Here is an 18,046-nt window from a genome sequence, read left to right on the forward strand (position 1 = left end):
CTACAAGTGCCGAGCATGGGAGACACACGGCGGGTGCTAACGTCCGTCGTGAAAAGGGAAACAACCCAGACCGTCAGCTAAGGTCCCAAAGTTATGGTTAAGTGGGAAACGATGTGGGAAGGCTTAGACAGCTAGGAGGTTGGCTTAGAAGCAGCCACCCTTTAAAGAAAGCGTAATAGCTCACTAGTCGAGTCGGCCTGCGCGGAAGATGTAACGGGGCTCAAACCATACACCGAAGCTACGGGTATCACTTAGGTGATGCGGTAGAGGAGCGTTCTGTAAGCCTGTGAAGGTGAGTTGAGAAGCTTGCTGGAGGTATCAGAAGTGCGAATGCTGACATGAGTAACGACAATGGGAGTGAAAAACTCCCACGCCGAAAGACCAAGGTTTCCTGCGCAACGTTAATCGACGCAGGGTTAGTCGGTCCCTAAGGCGAGGCTGAAAAGCGTAGTCGATGGAAAACAGGTTAATATTCCTGTACTTCTGGTTATTGCGATGGAGGGACGGAGAAGGCTAGGCCAGCTTGGCGTTGGTTGTCCAAGTTTAAGGTGGTAGGCTGAGATCTTAGGTAAATCCGGGATCTTAAGGCCGAGAGCTGATGACGAGTTGCCATTAGGCGACGAAGTGGTTGATGCCATGCTTCCAAGAAAAGCTTCTAAGCTTCAGATAACCAGGAACCGTACCCCAAACCGACACAGGTGGTTGGGTAGAGAATACCAAGGCGCTTGAGAGAACTCGGGTGAAGGAACTAGGCAAAATGGCACCGTAACTTCGGGAGAAGGTGCGCCGGTGAGGGTGAAGGACTTGCTCCGTAAGCCCATGCCGGTCGAAGATACCAGGCCGCTGCGACTGTTTATTAAAAACACAGCACTCTGCAAACACGAAAGTGGACGTATAGGGTGTGACGCCTGCCCGGTGCCGGAAGGTTAATTGATGGGGTTAGCTAACGCGAAGCTCTTGATCGAAGCCCCGGTAAACGGCGGCCGTAACTATAACGGTCCTAAGGTAGCGAAATTCCTTGTCGGGTAAGTTCCGACCTGCACGAATGGCGTAACGATGGCGGCGCTGTCTCCACCCGAGACTCAGTGAAATTGAAATCGCTGTGAAGATGCAGTGTATCCGCGGCTAGACGGAAAGACCCCGTGAACCTTTACTATAGCTTTGCACTGGACTTTGAATTTGCTTGTGTAGGATAGGTGGGAGGCTTTGAAGCGTGGACGCCAGTTCGCGTGGAGCCATCCTTGAAATACCACCCTGGCAACTTTGAGGTTCTAACTCAGGTCCGTTATCCGGATCGAGGACAGTGTATGGTGGGTAGTTTGACTGGGGCGGTCTCCTCCTAAAGAGTAACGGAGGAGTACGAAGGTGCGCTCAGACCGGTCGGAAATCGGTCGTAGAGTATAAAGGCAAAAGCGCGCTTGACTGCGAGACAGACACGTCGAGCAGGTACGAAAGTAGGTCTTAGTGATCCGGTGGTTCTGTATGGAAGGGCCATCGCTCAACGGATAAAAGGTACTCCGGGGATAACAGGCTGATACCGCCCAAGAGTTCATATCGACGGCGGTGTTTGGCACCTCGATGTCGGCTCATCACATCCTGGGGCTGAAGCCGGTCCCAAGGGTATGGCTGTTCGCCATTTAAAGTGGTACGCGAGCTGGGTTTAGAACGTCGTGAGACAGTTCGGTCCCTATCTGCCGTGGACGTTTGAGATTTGAGAGGGGCTGCTCCTAGTACGAGAGGACCGGAGTGGACGAACCTCTGGTGTTCCGGTTGTCACGCCAGTGGCATTGCCGGGTAGCTATGTTCGGAAGAGATAACCGCTGAAAGCATCTAAGCGGGAAACTTGCCTCAAGATGAGATCTCACTGGAGCCTTGAGCTCCCTGAAGGGCCGTCGAAGACTACGACGTTGATAGGTTGGGTGTGTAAGCGCTGTGAGGCGTTGAGCTAACCAATACTAATTGCCCGTGAGGCTTGACCATATAACACCCAAGCAATTTGAGCGAAAGCCAGATTGCGGTGTTGTGAAGACTGCACAGCCGAAGATTTGTAACTCACAAACATCACATACCCGATTCGCTGGAGTGTCTAACAAGACCTTCTGGCAACAGAATTTCTTGACGACCATAGAGCATTGGAACCACCTGATCCCATCCCGAACTCAGCAGTGAAACGATGCATCGCCGATGGTAGTGTGGGGTTTCCCCATGTGAGAGTAGGTCATCGTCAAGATTAAATTCCGAAACCCCTATCTGCATATGCAGGTAGGGGTTTTGTCTTTCTGGCTGTTGCACAACACAGTCAGGCTCGCCGAGCATGATAAGGTTTCCCTCTGCCCGCACAGCCTCAAGGATGCCCAATGCCGCACACAAACCCACTCCTACCAGGTTTCATGGTGGTTCACGGCAACCGCCTGGATGAACTGCGCAGCCTGGTGGTGAGCTGGATGCGGCGTTACCCGCTGGCACCGCTGGAAAACGAAATCGCCCTGGTGCAGAGCAACGGCATCGCCCAGTGGTTGAAGCTGGCCCTGGCCGAAGATCCTGAGGATGACGACCAGGGCGGCTGCGGCATCGCTGCGGCGGTCGAGGTGCAGCTGCCCGGCAGTTTCATGTGGCAGCTGTACCGCAAGGTGCTGGGCCGCGAAGAAATCCCCGAGGTGTCGCTGCTCGACAAGGCGCCGCTGACCTGGCGCTTGATGCGCCTGCTACCAGAGGTCATCGACAAGCCGCACTTCGAGCCCTTGCAGCGCTTTCTCACCGACGACAGCGACCTGCGCAAGCGCTACCAGCTGGCCGAGCGCCTGGCCGACCTGTTCGACCAGTACCAGGTGTATCGCGCCGACTGGCTCAAGGACTGGGCCGCTGGCCGTCATGTGCTCAATACCGCCCGTGGCGAATCCAAGCCGCTGCCGCCCGCCAACTGCTGGCAGGCCGAGCTGTGGCGCGCCTTGTTGCTGGATGTCGGCGAAGAGGGCATGGCCCAGAGCCGCGCCGGTGTGCACCAGCGCTTCATCGAACGGATCAACAACCTGGAGCAGGCGCCCGCTGGCCTGCCGTCCCGGGTTATCGTTTTTGGTATTTCGTCGTTGCCTGCCCAGGCGCTGGAAGCCCTCGCCGGCCTGGCGCGTTTCAGCCAGGTGCTGCTCTGCGTGCACAACCCCTGCCGTCACCATTGGGCCGACATCGTCGCCGACAAGGACCTGCTGCGCCATCAGTACAAGCGCCAGCAACGCAAGCAGGGCATGCCCAGCCTGATCGACGCCGAAACCCTGCACCAGCACGCTCATCCCTTGCTGGCTGCCTGGGGCAAGCAGGGCCGCGACTACATCAACCTGCTCGACAGCTACGACGACCCTGGCAGTTACCGCGCAGCCTTCAGCGACGGGCGTATCGACCTGTTCAGCGAAAGCGAGCCCAAGACCCTGCTCAACCAGTTGCAGGACGACATTCTCGAGTTGCGCCCGCTGGCCGAAACCCGCGCGCTGTGGCCTGACGTCGACCCCGGCAAAGATCGCTCGGTGCGTTTTCATATCGGCCACAGCCCGCAACGCGAAGTGGAAATCCTCCACGACCAGTTGCTCGCCCGCTTCAGCGCCGATGCGGCGCTGCGCCCCCGCGACATCATCGTCATGCTCCCGGACATCAACACCTACGCGCCGCACATCCGCGCCGTGTTCGGCCAGCTCGACCGCAACGACCCGCGTTTCATCCCCTTCACCCTGACCGACCAGGGCCAGCGTGGCCGCGACCCGTTGCTGATCGCCCTGGAGCACCTGCTGAAGTTGCCCGACAGCCGTTTCGCCGTCAGCGAGATCCTCGATCTGCTCGATGTGCCGGCCTTGCGCGCGCGCTTCGCGATCAAGGAAAGCGACCTGCCGACCTTGCACCGTTGGATCGAAGGCGCGGGCATTCGCTGGGGGCTGAACGCCGAGCAACGCGCCGGTCTCGGTTTGCCGGCGGACCTTGAACAGAACAGCTGGCGATTCGGCTTGCGACGCATGCTGCTGGGTTACGCCGTCGGTGTCGGCGAAGGCTGCGACGGGATCGAGCCGTTCGATGAGATTGGCGGCCTGGATGCCGCCTTGATCGGCCCGTTGGTGGCCCTGCTCGATGCCCTGGAAATTGCCCACGAGCAGCTCTCCCAGGCGGCGACGGCTGCCGAGTGGGGCGAGCGCCTGCATGCCTTGCTGCAAGTGTTCTTCCTCGCCGAAACCGAGCATGACGACTACCTGCTGGTGCAACTGCAGACCCTGCGCGAAACCTGGTTGCAGACCTGTGAGTCGGTCGGCCTGCAAGACTTGCTGCCGCTCACCGTGGTCCGTGAAGCCTGGTTGGCCGGGCTCGACCAGGGTCGGCTGTCCCAGCGCTTTCTCGCAGGTTCGGTGAACTTCTGCACCTTGATGCCCATGCGCGCGATCCCGTTCAAGGTGGTCTGCCTGCTGGGTATGAACGATGGCGACTATCCGCGTGCGCAGCCGCCGCTGGACTTCGACCTGATGGGCAGTGACTACCGTCCAGGTGATCGCTCGCGGCGCGAGGACGATCGCTACCTGTTGCTCGAGGCGCTGCTGTCGGCCCGTGATCAGTTGTACGTCAGTTGGGTCGGGCGCAGCATTCGCGACAACAGCGAACGCCCGGCCTCGGTGCTGATCGGCCAGTTGCGTGATCATCTGGCGGCAGGTTGGCGCCTGGCCGGTGCCGAGGTGGGCGGCAAGCTCAACGCCGGTGAGCAGTTGTTGCATGCGCTGACCGTGGAGCATCCGTTGCAGCCGTTCAGCGCCCGCTACTTTCACAAGGGTAGCAACCTGTTCAGCTATGCCCGTGAGTGGCGCTCCCTGCATCTGCCTGGCGAACAACAGCTCAAGCCTGAGGATGAGCTGCCGGCTTACAGCAGCGATGAACCGCTGACCCTGACCTTGCTGCAAGACTTCCTCCGCCATCCGGTACGGCACTTCTTCAGCCAGCGTTTGAAGGTGTTCTTCGAGTCGGTGGAAGCGCCTCTGGCCGATGAAGAGCCATTCGTGCTCGATGCCCTGCAGCGCTACAGCCTGAGTGAAAGCCTGCTGGCAGCAGCCCTGGCCGACCCGCAAGACAGCGAGCGGGCGTTGACCACCCAGGCCAGGCGCCTGCAGGGCTACGGGCTGCTGCCGCTGGCAGGTTTCGGTGAATGCCTGCAGGCCGAACTGATCGAGCCGTTGCCCGACCTGCTGCAGCGTTATCAACAGCTGCTGCAGCAGTGGCCGTTGCCTGTGGATAACGCCGTGCCGATCCGCTTCGAGTATCGCCAGCTCAAGCTTGAAGGCTGGTTGGGCCGGGTCTACCAGCGCGAAGACGAGTCCTTGCTAAGCATCACCACCTTGCCCAATGGCATCAGCAGTGGCCGCACCCTCAAGTGGCACCGGCTGACGCCAACCTGGGTCATGCACCTGGCCGCCTGTGCGGTGGACCTGAAGCTGCACAGCGCCGTGGTCGCCACCGACGTTACGCTATTGTTGGCGCCGCTCGAACAAGCCCGTGCCGCTGAACTGCTGGGCGACCTGTTACTGGCCCGGCAAACGGGCATGAACGCACCGCTGCCGGTGGCGGTGAAAACGGCCTTTGCCTGGCTAGCCCAGAGCGATGCCGACAAAGCCCTGGCCGCAGCGGCCAAGGCCTACGACGGCGATGGCCAGAACAGCTTTGGCGAGCGCAGCGAAAGCACCGCGCTGGCCCGGCAGTTCAGCGATTTTGCGGCACTCAGTGCCAGTGAAGAATTCGAAGGCTGGTGCGAGGCCCTGTACCGCCCCATGTTCGAAGCGCCCTGGCAGACGCTGGGCAAAGAGGAGAGTGCTCGATGAGCCTTGGAGTTGCCCCTGCCCCCCTGGCCCTGACCTTTCCCCTGCACGGCAGCCAGCTTATCGAAGCCAGCGCCGGTACCGGCAAGACTTTCACTATCTCGGCGCTGTACCTGCGCCTGGTGCTCGGCCATGGCGGCGAGCAGGGCTTTGGCCGCGAGCTGTTGCCGCCGCAGATTCTTGTCGTGACCTTTACCGACGCTGCCACCAAGGAGTTGCGCGAACGCATTCGTACTCGCCTGGCAGAAGCTGCGCGCTATTTCCGTGGCGAGTTGAGTGAAGCCGACCCTTTGCTTGAGCAACTGCGCGATGACTATGAGCCGTCGCTGTGGGCAGCGTGCGCCAATCGCCTGGACGTGGCCGCGCAATGGATGGACGAAGCCGCGGTGTCGACCATCCACAGTTGGTGCCAACGCATGCTGCGCGAGCACGCTTTCGACAGCGGCAGCCTGTTTACCCAGACCCTGGAAACCGACCACAGCGACCTGCTCGGCCAGGTCATGCGTGATTACTGGCGGCGCTTCTGCTACAGCATGCAGGGCGATGCGCTGGCCTGGGTGCGGGCCCATTGGGTCAGCCCCGAAGCATTGTTGCCACGGGTGCGCGCGCTGTTCGGCCGCCAGCGCATCGAGAGCGACGAAGAAGAGCCCCAGGCCCTGATCGAGGCGGTGCTGCAGCAGCGTACCGAGTTGCTGCAAGCGCTCAAGGCACCCTGGGCGCAATGGTCCGACGAGTTGCTGCAGATCTGCCGGGACGGCCTGGCCGCCAAGCAGGTCGATGGGCGCAAGATTCAGGCACGCTATTTCGAGCCCTGGTGCGAGAAGCTCAAGGCCTGGGCCGAAGACCACCAGGCACTGGAGCTGGACCTGGGCACCGGCTTCAGCCGCTTTACCCGCGCCGGCATGGCCGAAGCCTGGAAGGGCGAACCGCCAGCGCACCCGGCATTGCAGGCGATGGAGGCGCTGCGTGACCAGCTTCAGGGCCTGCCCACGCCTGATGCCTGTCTGCTTGAGCACGCTGCGGCCTGGGTCGGCGCCCGCTTCGAGCAGGAAAAGCGCCGCCGCGCCGAAATGGGCTTCGACGACATGCTCCTGCGCCTCGACCATGCGCTGCACGGTGACGCCGGCGAGCGCCTGGCCGGGCTGATTCGCGAGCAGTTCCCGGTGGCGCTGATCGACGAATTCCAGGACACCGACCCGGTGCAGTACCGGATCTTCCAGCGCATCTACCGGATTGAAGAGAACGTCCGCGACACCGGCCTGTTCCTGATCGGCGACCCCAAGCAGGCGATCTATGCCTTCCGCGGCGCCGACATCTTCACTTACCTGGGGGCACGCCGGGCCACGGCCGGGCGCCTGCACAGCCTGGATACCAACTACCGCTCCAGCCAGGCCATGGTCACGGCGGTCAACCATGTGTTCATGCAGGCTGAAGTGCGTGAGTCGGGCCGTGGCGCCTTCTTGTTCCGTGACGGCAATGACAACCCGGTGCCGTTTCTCGAGGTCAAGGCCAAGGGCCGCAGCGAGCAATTGCAGGTCGATGGCGTGCCGGTGCCAGCACTCAACCTCTGGCAACTGAGCAGTGAAGAACCGGTTTCCGGCGCCGTTTACCGGCAGCAGCAGGCTGCCAGCTGTGCCAGCCAGATCGTCGCCTTGCTCAATGGCGGACAGCAGGGGCGCAGCGGTTTCATGCAAGCCGATCAGTCGCTGCGTGGCTGCCTGCCTTCGGATATCGCCATCCTGGTGCGCGATGGCCGTGAGGCGCAGCTGATTCGCGGCGAACTGGCGGCTCGCGATGTGCGCAGTGTGTACCTCTCCGACAAGGATTCGGTATTCGCCGCCCAGGAGGCCCATGACTTGCTGGCCTGGCTCAAGGCCTGCGCCGAGCCGGATGCCGAGCGCCTGCTCAAGGCGGCACTTGCCAGCATCACCCTCAACCTGCCGCTCAGCGCCCTGGCGCAATTGAACCAGGATGAGCGGGTATGGGAGCGCTGGGTCATGCAGTTTCGCCAGTACCGGCTGATCTGGCGTAGCCAGGGTGTGCTGCCGATGCTGCGGCGCCTACTGCACGATTTCGACTTGCCTCAAGTGTTGATGGCCCGCAGTGATGGCGAGCGGGTGCTGACCAACCTGCTGCACCTGGCCGAACTGCTGCAACAGGCGGCCACCGAGCTGGATGGCGAGCAGGCGTTGATTCGCCACCTGGGCGAGCACCTGGCCAGCTCGGGTCAGGCTGGCGAAGAGCAGATCCTGCGCCTGGAAAGCGACGAACAACTGGTCAAGGTGGTAACCATCCACAAATCCAAAGGCCTGGAATACCCCCTGGTGTTCCTGCCCTTCATCTGCACCAGCAAGCCGGTCGATGGCTCGCGCTTGCCCCTGGCCTGGCACGACGGCGAAGGCCAGGCGCACCTGACCCTGACCCCGGATGCCGAACAGATCGCCCTGGCTGACGACGAGCGCCTGGCCGAAGACCTGCGCCTGCTGTACGTGGCCTTGACCCGCGCCCAGCATGCTTGCTGGCTCGGTGTTGCCGACCTCAAGCGTGGCACCGGCAAGGCCTCGACCCTGCATCGCTCGGCCCTGGGTTACCTGTTGGGTGGCGGCACGCCCCTGGCGGCTTCGACCCAACTGGGTGATTGGCTGCAGGCCTTGCAGTCCGGCTGCCCGGCCATCGCCAGCATCGAATTGCCAGCGCCGGATGAACAGGCCTACAGCGCCCCGCGCAACCAGGCCGAACTGCTGCCTGCACGCCAGCCCAAACGCCGGGCTGCGGAGAACTGGTGGATCGCCTCCTACAGTGCTTTGCGCATCGGCGAAGAGGCCATGACCCTGGCAGCCGACAGCTCTCAGGCGCAACAACTGCTCGATGACGAGCGGCCTGACGCGCAGCAGCTGCGTGAAGTGATGCCCGGTAGTGGCGACATTCACCGCTTCCCGCGCGGGCCAAACCCCGGCACCTTCCTCCACGGCTTGCTTGAGTGGGCCGGGCACGAAGGGTTCGCCCAGGTCAGCGCCGACCCCGAGCAATTGACCCGCACCGTCGGCCAGCGCTGCAACCGCCGCGACTGGACCGGCTGGATCCCGACCCTCAGCCAGTGGTTGCAGCAACTGCTCGCACAGCCCATGGCCCTGGCACCTGATAGCTCACCGTTGTCCTTGAGCCAGCTAAGCCAGTACCAGATCGAAATGGAGTTCTGGTTCGCCAGCCACAAGGTCGATGTCGGCCGGCTCGACCAACTGGTGTGCGAATACACCCATCAGGGCGTCGCGCGCCTGGCTGCGCAACCGGCGCTGCTCAATGGCATGTTCAAGGGTTTTATCGACCTGGCCTTCGAGCACGACGGCCGTTATTACGTGGCGGACTACAAATCCAACTGGCTGGGGCCTGATGACCTGGCCTACAGCGAACTGGCCATGGAAGGCGCGATCCTCAGCCACCGCTATGACCTGCAATACGTGCTCTACCTGCTGGCCCTGCATCGCCAGTTGCGCGCGCGGCTGCCGGGTTATGACTACGACCTGCATGTCGGCGGGGCACTGTTCATCTTCCTGCGTGGCGTCGATTCGGCTTCTCGCGGCCTGTATTTCGTCAAGCCACCGCGTGAGCTGATCGAGCAGCTCGATGCGCTGTTCCGCGGCGTCAGCGCCCCGCAGCAACACGACCTGTTTTTCGGAGACGCCCCATGAGCCGTAGCCTCGACGACCTGTTGCCGACGCCGCTGGATGCCGGCCACCTGGCGGCCCTGCAGCCGCTGAGCAAGGGCGCAGACCTGCTGGCCTTGCTTGATCGCTGGGTCGAGCGGGGCTGGTTGCGTGCCCTGGACCGGGCCTTTGTGAGTTTCCTCGGTGAGCGCGACCCTGGCGGCGAGCCCTTGGTGCTGCTGGCGGCGGCCCTGGCCAGTCATCAGCTGGGCCACGGGCATGTCTGCCTCGACCTGGGTGAAACTTTGGCCGAGCCGGATTTTGCCCTGTCGCTGCCGCCGGAGGGGGACGCCCTGGCCGGGCCATTGCTGTTGCCCTCGCAACTGCTCGAGCGCCTGACCCTCGACACCTGGCTGCAGCAACTGGGCCGCAGCCGGTTGGTGGCCCATGGCAACAACAGTGAAGACAGCGCCCGCCCGCTGGTGCTCAATGGCCAGCGCCTGTACCTGCGCCGTTACTGGGCCTACGAGCGGCGTATCGACAACGCCTTGCGCGAGCGCCTGCAGCAGGTAGAGCCAACCCCGGCGGACCTCTCGGCGCGGCTGGCGCAACTGTTCGAGGGTGGCGTTCCTGGCGCTCAGGTGGACTGGCAAAAGCTGGCCTGTGCCCTGGCCACCCGCAGCGCCTTCAGCATCATTACCGGCGGCCCGGGTACCGGTAAAACCACCACGGTGGTGCGTTTGCTGGCCCTGTTGCAGGCGCCTGCGGTGGAGGCGGGGCGACCGCTGCGCATTCGCCTGGCGGCACCCACCGGCAAGGCCGCCGCGCGTCTGACCGAGTCCATCGGCCAGCAGGTCGAGCGCCTGGCGGTGGCTGCCGAGGTCCGAGACAACATTCCCACCGACGTCTCCACTGTTCACCGTCTGCTCGGCAGCCGCCCGGGCTCACGACATTTCCGGCACCATGCCGGCAACCCGCTGCCGCTGGATGTGCTGGTGGTCGACGAAGCCTCGATGATCGACCTGGAGATGATGGCCAACCTGCTTGGCGCCTTGCCGCCCCATGCGCGCCTGGTGCTGCTGGGCGACAAGGACCAGCTTGCTTCGGTGGAAGCCGGCGCGGTACTCGGTGACCTGTGCCGCGATGCCGAGGCCGGGCGCTACAGCCCCGAGACCCAGGCCTGGCTGGAGCAGGTCAGTGGTGAAACCCTGGCGGGCAGCGAACTGCTGCCGGGCAGCGCCGGGCAGTATCCGCTGGCGCAGCAAGTGGTGATGCTGCGCTACTCGCGGCGCTTTGGCGAAGGCAGCGGCATTGGCCAGCTGGCACGCCTGGTCAACCGCCAGGAGGCCGATCAGGCCCGGGCCCTGCTCAACCAGAAACAGGACGATGTGTTTGCCCTGACCCTGCGCGGTGAGCAGGACCGCAACTTCGATCGCTTGCTGCTCGAAGGCCTGGGCCGTGGCAGTGATGGCCCCCAGGGTTATCGCAGCTACCTGCAGACCCTTCGCCAGCAGCGCCCGCAACCTGGTACGCCGGTGGATGATCCACGCTGGGAAACCTGGGCCATGCAGGTGTTGCAGGGCTTCGAGACCTTTCAGTTGCTGTGTGCCGTGCGCAAGGGGGCCTGGGGTGTCGAAGGCCTGAACCAGCGGGTCAGCCGGGTGCTCGGCGCGGCGGGGCTGATCGACAGTGAGCAGCCCTGGTATGAAGGCCGCCCGGTACTGATGACCCGCAACGACTACAGCCTGGGTTTGATGAACGGTGATATCGGCATCGCCCTGCGCCTGCCCGATGAGCAGCATGAGGGGCAACAGGTACTGCGCGTGGCTTTTGCCCGCAACGACGGGCACGGCGGCGTGCGTTTCGTCTTGCCGAGCCGGCTCAATGAAGTCGAAACCGTGTTCGCCATGACCGTGCACAAGTCCCAGGGCTCGGAGTTCACCCACACCGCGCTGGTGCTTCCAGACGCCCTGAACCCGGTTTTGACCAAGGAGTTGATCTACACCGGTATCACCCGGGCCAAGACCTGCTTTAGTTTGATCGAGCCGCGCCAGGGCGTGTTTGAAGACGCGGTGCGGCGCAAGGTCAAACGTATCTCGGGGCTGATGCTGGAGCAGGTTTAAGCACGGCGATTCGGCCTATTACCGGATCGCCGGGGAGGTGCTCCCTCGCTGGAAAATCGGCCTCTGTGCTATCGTTGCGGCATCATCCTGCGTGGTTTTAAGAGATTTCCCTCATGAATGTGGCCGCCCCGACATCGGGACGTGTGACGAGCCTGACGCGTTCGCTGCTGGCCGCGATGCTGTTGCTGTTCGCCGCGCAGGCCGGTGCCGAGGCTGAGGTCACGTCGAACCTGGCCGAGCAGCGAGCCAAGGCAGTCACCCAGGTTGTGCTGGGTATCCTCAGTTACGCACGCTGGCCGGTTGAGCCGGCACAACTGCGCCTGTGCCTGATCGGCCCGACCGAATATGCCGACGATCTGGTCAAAGGCACCACCCAGGCCACCGGTCGCCCGGTGCTGGTGCGCCGCTTGCTGGCCAGCGACCCGCGCATCGCCAATGAGTGCGATGCGATCTATATCGGCAAGCTCAGCCAGGACGAACGTAGCCGGTTGTTCACGGCGTTGAGCGGTCATCCGGTGCTGAGCATGAGCGAGGCCGATGACCCGTGCACGGTCGGCAGCCTGTTCTGCCTGCGGGTCGGCGATCGCCAGGTAGCGTTCGACGTCAACCTCGACTCGGTGGCGCGCAGCGGCGTGCGCATCCACCCCAGCGTGCTGCAGCTCTCGCGGCGGCGGGCGGCGCAACCATGATCGGCTTTGGCAAGGGGCGCGAGCGCCCGACCCTGCGTGCCGTGCTTGGTCGCCGCCACCTGAGCGTGGCGCTGCTTGCCGTCGGCCTTGCCGGGGTCTCGCTGACCCTGCTCGGCGTGCTGGCCTTGCGCGTTTACGCCAATCACAACCTGCACCTGATTGCCCGTTCGATCAATTACACCGTGGAAGCGGCAGTGGTATTCAACGACGCCGGTGCGGCCAACGAAGCGCTGGCGTTGATTGCCACCACGGAAGAAGTCGCCGACGTCAAGGTGTTCGACGACAATGGCGAGCTGCTGGCGCGCTGGCAGCGCAATGACAGCGGCCTGCTGGCGCAGACCGAGCAACTGATCGCCCGCAGCCTGCTGGAAGAGCCGATCATTCTGCCGGTGCTGCACCAGGGCCAGCAGGTCGGGCGTATCGAACTGGTGGGGCAGGGCGGCAGCCTGGTGCGCTTCCTGCTCAGCGGCCTGGCCGGGATCCTGTTGTGCACGGCGCTCAGCGCTTTCAGTGCGCTGTACCTGTCGCGGCGAATGTTCGGCGACATCGTCGGGCCGCTGCGCAGCCTGGCCAATGTCGCCCACGCCGCGCGCCGCGAGCGCAGTTTCGACCGCCGCGTGCCACCGGCGCAGATCGCCGAGCTCAACGAGCTGGGCAACGACTTCAACGCCTTGCTTGACGAGCTGGAGTCGTGGCAGAGCCACCTGCAGAGCGAGAACGAAAGCCTGGCCCACCAGGCCAGCCACGACAGCCTCACCGGCTTGCCGAACCGGGCGTTTTTCGAAGGCCGCCTGAGCCGCACTCTGCGCAATGCGCAAAAGCACAATGAACACCTGGCCTTGCTGTTTCTCGACAGCGACAACTTCAAGGAGGTCAACGACAACTTTGGCCACGCCGCTGGCGATGAAGTGCTGATCAGCGTGGCCACCCGGGTGCGTGCGCAGCTTCGTGAAAATGATCTGGTGGCTCGCCTGGGCGGTGACGAATTCGCCGTGCTGCTGGCGCCACTGCACGCGCACGAAGACGCCCGGCGCATCGCCGAGAAGATTGCCGCCAGCATGAAACTGCCAATCCGCCTGAGCGAAGGGCAGATCATCGTCACGTCGCTGAGCATCGGTATTGCCTATTTTCCCGACGACGGCGGTAATCCTTCCGACCTCCTCAATGCCGCTGATGCGGCGATGTATCAGGCCAAGCGCAACTTGCGTGGCCAGGGGCAAATGGCAGAGCCGGAGCGCTCTGCTCATCATGTAAAAAACAGGAGCTGAACCGTGATTCACTTGAGCCAACGACTACGTTTTCATTTTATCTGCCTGGCCCTGGCGTTGTTCGCCCTGGGCGGCTGCCAGAGCGTGCCACCCAAAGGGTTGACCGCCGAACAGATTGCCCTGCTCAAGCAGGAGGGCTTTCAGCTCACCGATGAAGGCTGGGAGTTCGGCCTGTCGAGCAAAGTGCTGTTCGGTAGCGATGTCGACACCCTCAACGCCCAGAGCCGGACGATTGTCGAGCGCATCGGCAAGTCGCTGCTGTCGGTGAACATCCAGCGCGTGCGGGTCGACGGCCATACCGATGCCTCGGGCCGCGCGGCCTACAACGAACAACTGTCCAAGCGCCGTGCGCAGAGCGTGGCCAATGTGCTGGTTGGCGTCGGCATGCGCCCGGAAAACGTCGAAACCCGTGGCCTGGGCAGCAGCGAGCCGGTGGCCAGCAACGACACCCGCGCCGGACGCCTGGAAAACCGCCGGGTGTCGATCGTGGTCGCCTCCGACTGATCAGTCGGCAAAGCTCATCGCGCGCGACTCGCCCATTAGCAGCGGGGTGTTGCGCTCGGTGACATCGCGGATGTAATCCCACAACAGGGTGATCCGCTTCAACTTCCTCAAATCCTCCCGGCAGTACATCCAGAACTGCCGGGTAATCTCTACCTCCTCCGGCAGAATCGCCACCAGGCGCGGGTCTTGTGCGGCCAGAAAACACGGCAGGATCGCCAGGCCACGGCCCTGCTGCGCCGCTACATACTGGGCGATCACGCTGGTACTGCGCAGGTTGGCGCTGGCGGCCGGAATCAGGTTGGCCAGGTACAGGAGCTCGGAACTGAAGGCCAGGTCGTCGACATAACTGATGAACTGATGGCGGGCCAGGTCGCTGCTGCGGGTGATCGGCTCGTGGCTGTCCAGATATTCCTGGGTGGCGTACAGGCGCAGGCGGTAATCGCACAGCTTACAGCACACGTAGGGCCCGTGTTCCGGGCGCTCGAGGGCGATGACGATGTCGGCCTCGCGCTTGGACAGGCTGATGAAGTGCGGCAGCGGCAGGATGTCCACCGAGATCGCCGGGTAGGCATCAACGAAATGGCTCAGTTGCGGGGTGACGAAGAAGCTGCCAAATCCTTCGGTGCAGCCCATGCGTACATGCCCCGACAACGCCACGCCGGAGCCGGAAACCTGCTCGCAAGCCATGTGCAGGGTGCTTTCGATGGATTCGGCATAGCTGAGCAGGCGCTGGCCTTCGGCGGTGAGGACAAAGCCGTTGGTCCGCGACTTTTCGAACAACAGAGTGCCCAGCGCCACTTCCAGCGAACTGATCCGCCGCGACACCGTGGTGTAGTCGACGCCCAGGCGTTTGGCCGCGCTGCTGGCCTTGCGGGTACGCGCCACTTCAAGGAAAAACTTCAGGTCATCCCAGTTCAGCGACCCCAGGGAGGTGATGTTTTTTTGCATGTTGGTCCGGCTTTTATGTGCGTTCTTATTAGATGTTTGCACATCTATACTCCAAAAAAGCCCTGGACCCAAGCGCCCGCCGTGGCTGACCCGGTGGCGTCGATCTCTCCCTAACAACAATTTCAGGAGAACGCACATGAACGCATCCCTTACTCCCGGCCAGACCAAGGTCGAGCAGGTCAAGCTGCTGATCGACGGCCAATGGGTCGAATCGAAAACCAGCGAATGGCGCGACGTGGTCAACCCGGCCACCCAGCAAGTGCTGGCCCGCGTCCCCTTCGCCACCGCCGAAGAAGTCGACGCCGCCATCGCCGCCGGCCAGCGTGCGTTCAAGACCTGGCGCGACACCCCGATCGGCGCGCGCATGCGCATCATGCTCAAGCTGCAGGCGCTGATCCGCGAACACTCCAAGCGCATCGCCGTAGTCCTCAGCGCTGAACAGGGTAAGACCATTGCCGACGCCGAAGGCGATATCTTCCGCGGCCTGGAAGTGGTCGAGCATGCCTGCAGCATCGGCACCTTGCAGATGGGCGAGTTCGCCGAAAACGTTGCCAGTGGCGTCGACACCTACACCCTGCGCCAGCCGATCGGCGTCTGCGCCGGTATCACCCCGTTCAACTTCCCGGCGATGATCCCGCTGTGGATGTTCCCGATGGCCATCGTCTGCGGCAACACCTTCGTGCTCAAACCGTCCGAACAGGACCCGCTGTCGACCATGCTGCTGGTGGAGCTGGCGGTCGAAGCCGGTGTGCCGGCCGGCGTGCTCAACGTCGTCCATGGTGGCAAGCAGGTGGTCGATGCGCTGTGCACCCATTCCGATATCAAGGCGATCTCTTTCGTTGGCTCCACCGAGGTTGGCACCCACGTCTATAACCTGGCGGGGCAGCACGGCAAGCGCGTGCAATCGATGATGGGCGCCAAGAACCACGCCGTGGTGCTGCCGGACGCCAATCGCACGCAAACCCTCAATGCCCTGGTTGGTGCCGGTTTCGGCGCGGCCGGCCAGCGCTGCATGGCCACCTCGGTGGCGGTGCTGGTGGGCAAGGCCCGCGAGTGGCTGCCGGAGCTCAAGGAGCTGGCTTGCAAACTCAAGGTCAACGCTGGCAGCGAGCCGGGCACCGATGTCGGCCCGCTGATTTCCAAGCGCGCCAAGGAGCGAGTGCTGGGCCTGATCGAAAGCGGTATCAAGGAAGGCGCCACGCTCGAGCTCGACGGCCGCGAGGTCAGCGTGCCGGGCTACGAGCAGGGCAACTTCGTCGGCCCTACCCTGTTCTCCGGGGTGACCACCGACATGCAGATCTACACCCAGGAAATCTTCGGCCCGGTGCTGGTGGTGCTGGAAGTCGACACCCTCGACGAAGCCATCGCCCTGGTCAACCGCAACCCCTTCGGCAACGGCACCGGCCTGTTCACCCAGAGCGGCGCGGCGGCGCGCAAGTTTCAGAACGAGATCGACGTCGGCCAGGTCGGCATCAACATCCCGATCCCGGTGCCGGTACCGTTCTTCAGCTTCACCGGCTCGCGCGGCTCCAAGCTCGGCGATCTGGGCCCGTACGGCAAACAAGTGGTGCAGTTCTACACTCAGACCAAGACCGTCACCAGCCGCTGGTTTGATGATGACAGCGTCAACGATGGCGTGAACACCACCATCAGCCTGCGCTAAGGAGCTCATCATGCGTATTGCATTCATCGGCCTTGGCAACATGGGCGCGCCCATGGCCCGCAACCTGATCAAGGCCGGGCATCAGCTGAACCTGTTCGACCTGAACAAGACCGTGCTGGCAGAGCTTGCCGAGCTCGGCGGGCAGATCAGCAGCTCGCCGCGCGATGCCGCGCAGCAGAGCGAACTGGTGATCACCATGCTGCCGGCCGCCGACCATGTGCGCGGCGTGTACCTCAATGAAGATGGCGTGCTGGCCGGGGTAAAGGCCGGGACCCCGGTGGTCGACTGCAGCACCATCGACCCGCAGACCGCCCGTGACGTAGCAGCCGCAGCGGCCAAACAGGGCGTTGACCTTGCCGATGCGCCGGTGTCCGGTGGTACCGGCGGTGCCGCAGCCGGCACCCTGACCTTCATGGTCGGCGCCAGCGACACGCTGTTCGCCACCTTGCAACCGGTGCTGGCGCAGATGGGCCGCAACATCGTCCACTGCGGCGAAGTCGGCACCGGGCAGATCGCCAAGATCTGCAACAACCTGCTACTGGGTATCTCGATGATCGGCGTGTCCGAAGCCATGGCGTTGGGCAACGCGTTGGGGATCGACACCAAAGTCCTGGCCGGGATCATCAACAGCTCGACCGGCCGTTGCTGGAGTTCGGACACTTACAACCCGTGGCCGGGCATCATCGACACGGCCCCGGCATCGCGCGGCTATACCGGTGGCTTTGGTGCCGAGCTGATGCTCAAGGACCTGGGCCTGGCGACAGAAGCCGCGCGTCAGGCGCACCAGCCGGTGATTCTCGGCGCAGTGGCCCAGCAGTTGTATCAGGCCATGAGCCTGCGCGGCGAGGGTGGCAAGGATTTCTCGGCGATTGTCGAAGGCTATCGCAAGCCCGAGTAAAAGAGCATCGCCAGCAAGGCTGGCTCCCACAGGTACTGCGCACACCTAACCCTGTGGGAGCTGGCCTTGCCAGCGATGGGCTGCCAAGGCAGCCCCAACGGTCAGGCAAAAACGAAGTACTTGCGCACTGTCTCCACCACCTCCCAGGTGCCTTTCATCCCAGGTTCGATGACGAACACGTCACCGGCCTTCAAATGTACTGGCTGCTCACCTTCCGGGGTGATCACGCAGTAGCCGTCGAGAAAGTGGCAATACTCCCACTTCTCGTAATGGACCTGGAACTTGCCCGGCGTACAGATCCAGGTGCCCATGATCTTGCTGCCATCGGCCGACACATAGGCGTTGAGGTTGACGGTGTGCGGGTCGCCGCCGATGCGTTGCCACTTGGTCGCATCCAGCACGGGGGTAGGGCAGGTCTCGCGCAGCACGGTGATGAAATCGGACATTCCAGGCTCCAGAGGATGACTCAAAGGTC

At 63.1% G+C, this 18,046-nt stretch carries 10 protein-coding genes and 2 rRNA genes (1 of these 12 cut by a window edge); 10 read left to right on the plus strand and 2 right to left on the minus strand.

Annotated elements, in window-relative coordinates; all coding sequences use genetic code 11:
* From LOY34_RS03200 to LOY34_RS03235, 8 genes are all read left to right on the plus strand, one after another.
* Positions 1–1,980, plus strand: a 23S ribosomal RNA gene (locus LOY34_RS03200); it begins 911 nt to the left of the window's first position.
* A gap of 134 nt (positions 1,981–2,114) precedes the next feature.
* Positions 2,115–2,230, plus strand: a 5S ribosomal RNA gene (rrf, locus tag LOY34_RS03205).
* A 127-nt stretch (positions 2,231–2,357) separates the two neighbouring features.
* Entirely contained in the window at positions 2,358–5,837 is a 3,480-nt protein-coding gene (gene recC, locus LOY34_RS03210; RefSeq protein ID WP_195885624.1) for an exodeoxyribonuclease V subunit gamma, read from the plus strand.
* Positions 5,834–9,523, plus strand: a complete 3,690-nt coding sequence (gene recB, locus LOY34_RS03215; RefSeq protein WP_258664272.1) for an exodeoxyribonuclease V subunit beta — start codon at positions 5,834–5,836, stop codon at positions 9,521–9,523. Before recC ends, recB begins: the two co-directional genes overlap by 4 nt.
* Positions 9,520–11,601 (plus strand): exodeoxyribonuclease V subunit alpha, encoded by a 2,082-nt coding sequence (gene recD / locus LOY34_RS03220; RefSeq protein ID WP_195885626.1) that lies wholly within the window; start codon positions 9,520–9,522, stop codon positions 11,599–11,601. The genes recB and recD overlap by 4 nt, the downstream gene beginning before the upstream one ends.
* Positions 11,602–11,714: 113 nt before the next feature.
* Positions 11,715–12,290, plus strand: coding sequence for a YfiR family protein (locus LOY34_RS03225; RefSeq protein ID WP_045195814.1), 576 nt, complete (start codon positions 11,715–11,717; stop codon positions 12,288–12,290).
* Positions 12,287–13,558 carry a diguanylate cyclase domain-containing protein gene (locus tag LOY34_RS03230; protein WP_045195816.1) on the plus strand — a complete coding sequence of 424 codons (1,272 nt, stop codon included), beginning with the start codon at positions 12,287–12,289 and terminating at the stop codon, positions 13,556–13,558. The genes LOY34_RS03225 and LOY34_RS03230 overlap by 4 nt, the downstream gene beginning before the upstream one ends.
* Positions 13,559–13,570: 12 nt before the next feature.
* Positions 13,571–14,062: an OmpA family protein gene (locus LOY34_RS03235; protein ID WP_371128691.1), complete on the plus strand. Its 492-nt coding sequence runs from the start codon at positions 13,571–13,573 to the stop codon at positions 14,060–14,062.
* On the opposite strand, the gene LOY34_RS03240 is transcribed toward LOY34_RS03235, so the two are convergent.
* A complete protein-coding gene (locus tag LOY34_RS03240) occupies positions 14,063–15,010 on the minus strand; it encodes a LysR family transcriptional regulator (RefSeq protein ID WP_045195818.1) in 948 nt (315 codons plus the stop codon).
* 136 nt (positions 15,011–15,146) lie between these two features.
* Between LOY34_RS03240 and LOY34_RS03245 the strand changes: the two genes are divergently transcribed.
* Together LOY34_RS03245 and mmsB are read left to right on the plus strand one after the other, a co-directional pair.
* Positions 15,147–16,673: a CoA-acylating methylmalonate-semialdehyde dehydrogenase gene (locus LOY34_RS03245; protein ID WP_258664273.1), complete on the plus strand. Its 1,527-nt coding sequence runs from the start codon at positions 15,147–15,149 to the stop codon at positions 16,671–16,673.
* Positions 16,674–16,683: 10 nt separating this feature from the next.
* Positions 16,684–17,571 carry a 3-hydroxyisobutyrate dehydrogenase gene (gene mmsB, locus LOY34_RS03250; protein ID WP_258664275.1) on the plus strand — a complete coding sequence of 296 codons (888 nt, stop codon included), beginning with the start codon at positions 16,684–16,686 and terminating at the stop codon, positions 17,569–17,571.
* 101 nt (positions 17,572–17,672) lie between these two features.
* On the opposite strand, the gene LOY34_RS03255 is transcribed toward mmsB, so the two are convergent.
* Positions 17,673–18,017: a cupin domain-containing protein gene (locus LOY34_RS03255; RefSeq protein ID WP_045195824.1), complete on the minus strand. Its 345-nt coding sequence runs from the start codon at positions 18,015–18,017 to the stop codon at positions 17,673–17,675.
* Positions 18,018–18,046: the final 29 nt, after the last annotated feature.

Origin of the sequence: Pseudomonas sp. B21-009 (genome assembly GCF_024749345.1) — a bacterium.
Lineage (GTDB): Bacteria > Pseudomonadota > Gammaproteobacteria > Pseudomonadales > Pseudomonadaceae > Aquipseudomonas.

Excerpts from the sequence above, each read along its gene's own strand:
- recC (WP_195885624.1), top strand. The coding sequence starts at position 2,358 with ATGCCGCACACAAACCCACTCCTACCAGGTTTCATGGTGGTTCACGGC.
- recB (WP_258664272.1), top strand. The coding sequence starts at position 5,834 with ATGAGCCTTGGAGTTGCCCCTGCCCCCCTGGCCCTGACCTTTCCCCTG.
- recD (WP_195885626.1), top strand. The coding sequence starts at position 9,520 with ATGAGCCGTAGCCTCGACGACCTGTTGCCGACGCCGCTGGATGCCGGC.
- LOY34_RS03225 (WP_045195814.1), top strand. The coding sequence starts at position 11,715 with ATGAATGTGGCCGCCCCGACATCGGGACGTGTGACGAGCCTGACGCGT.
- LOY34_RS03230 (WP_045195816.1), top strand. The coding sequence starts at position 12,287 with ATGATCGGCTTTGGCAAGGGGCGCGAGCGCCCGACCCTGCGTGCCGTG.
- LOY34_RS03240 (WP_045195818.1), bottom strand. The coding sequence starts at position 15,010 with ATGCAAAAAAACATCACCTCCCTGGGGTCGCTGAACTGGGATGACCTG.
- LOY34_RS03245 (WP_258664273.1), top strand. The coding sequence starts at position 15,147 with ATGAACGCATCCCTTACTCCCGGCCAGACCAAGGTCGAGCAGGTCAAG.
- mmsB (WP_258664275.1), top strand. The coding sequence starts at position 16,684 with ATGCGTATTGCATTCATCGGCCTTGGCAACATGGGCGCGCCCATGGCC.
- LOY34_RS03255 (WP_045195824.1), bottom strand. The coding sequence starts at position 18,017 with ATGTCCGATTTCATCACCGTGCTGCGCGAGACCTGCCCTACCCCCGTG.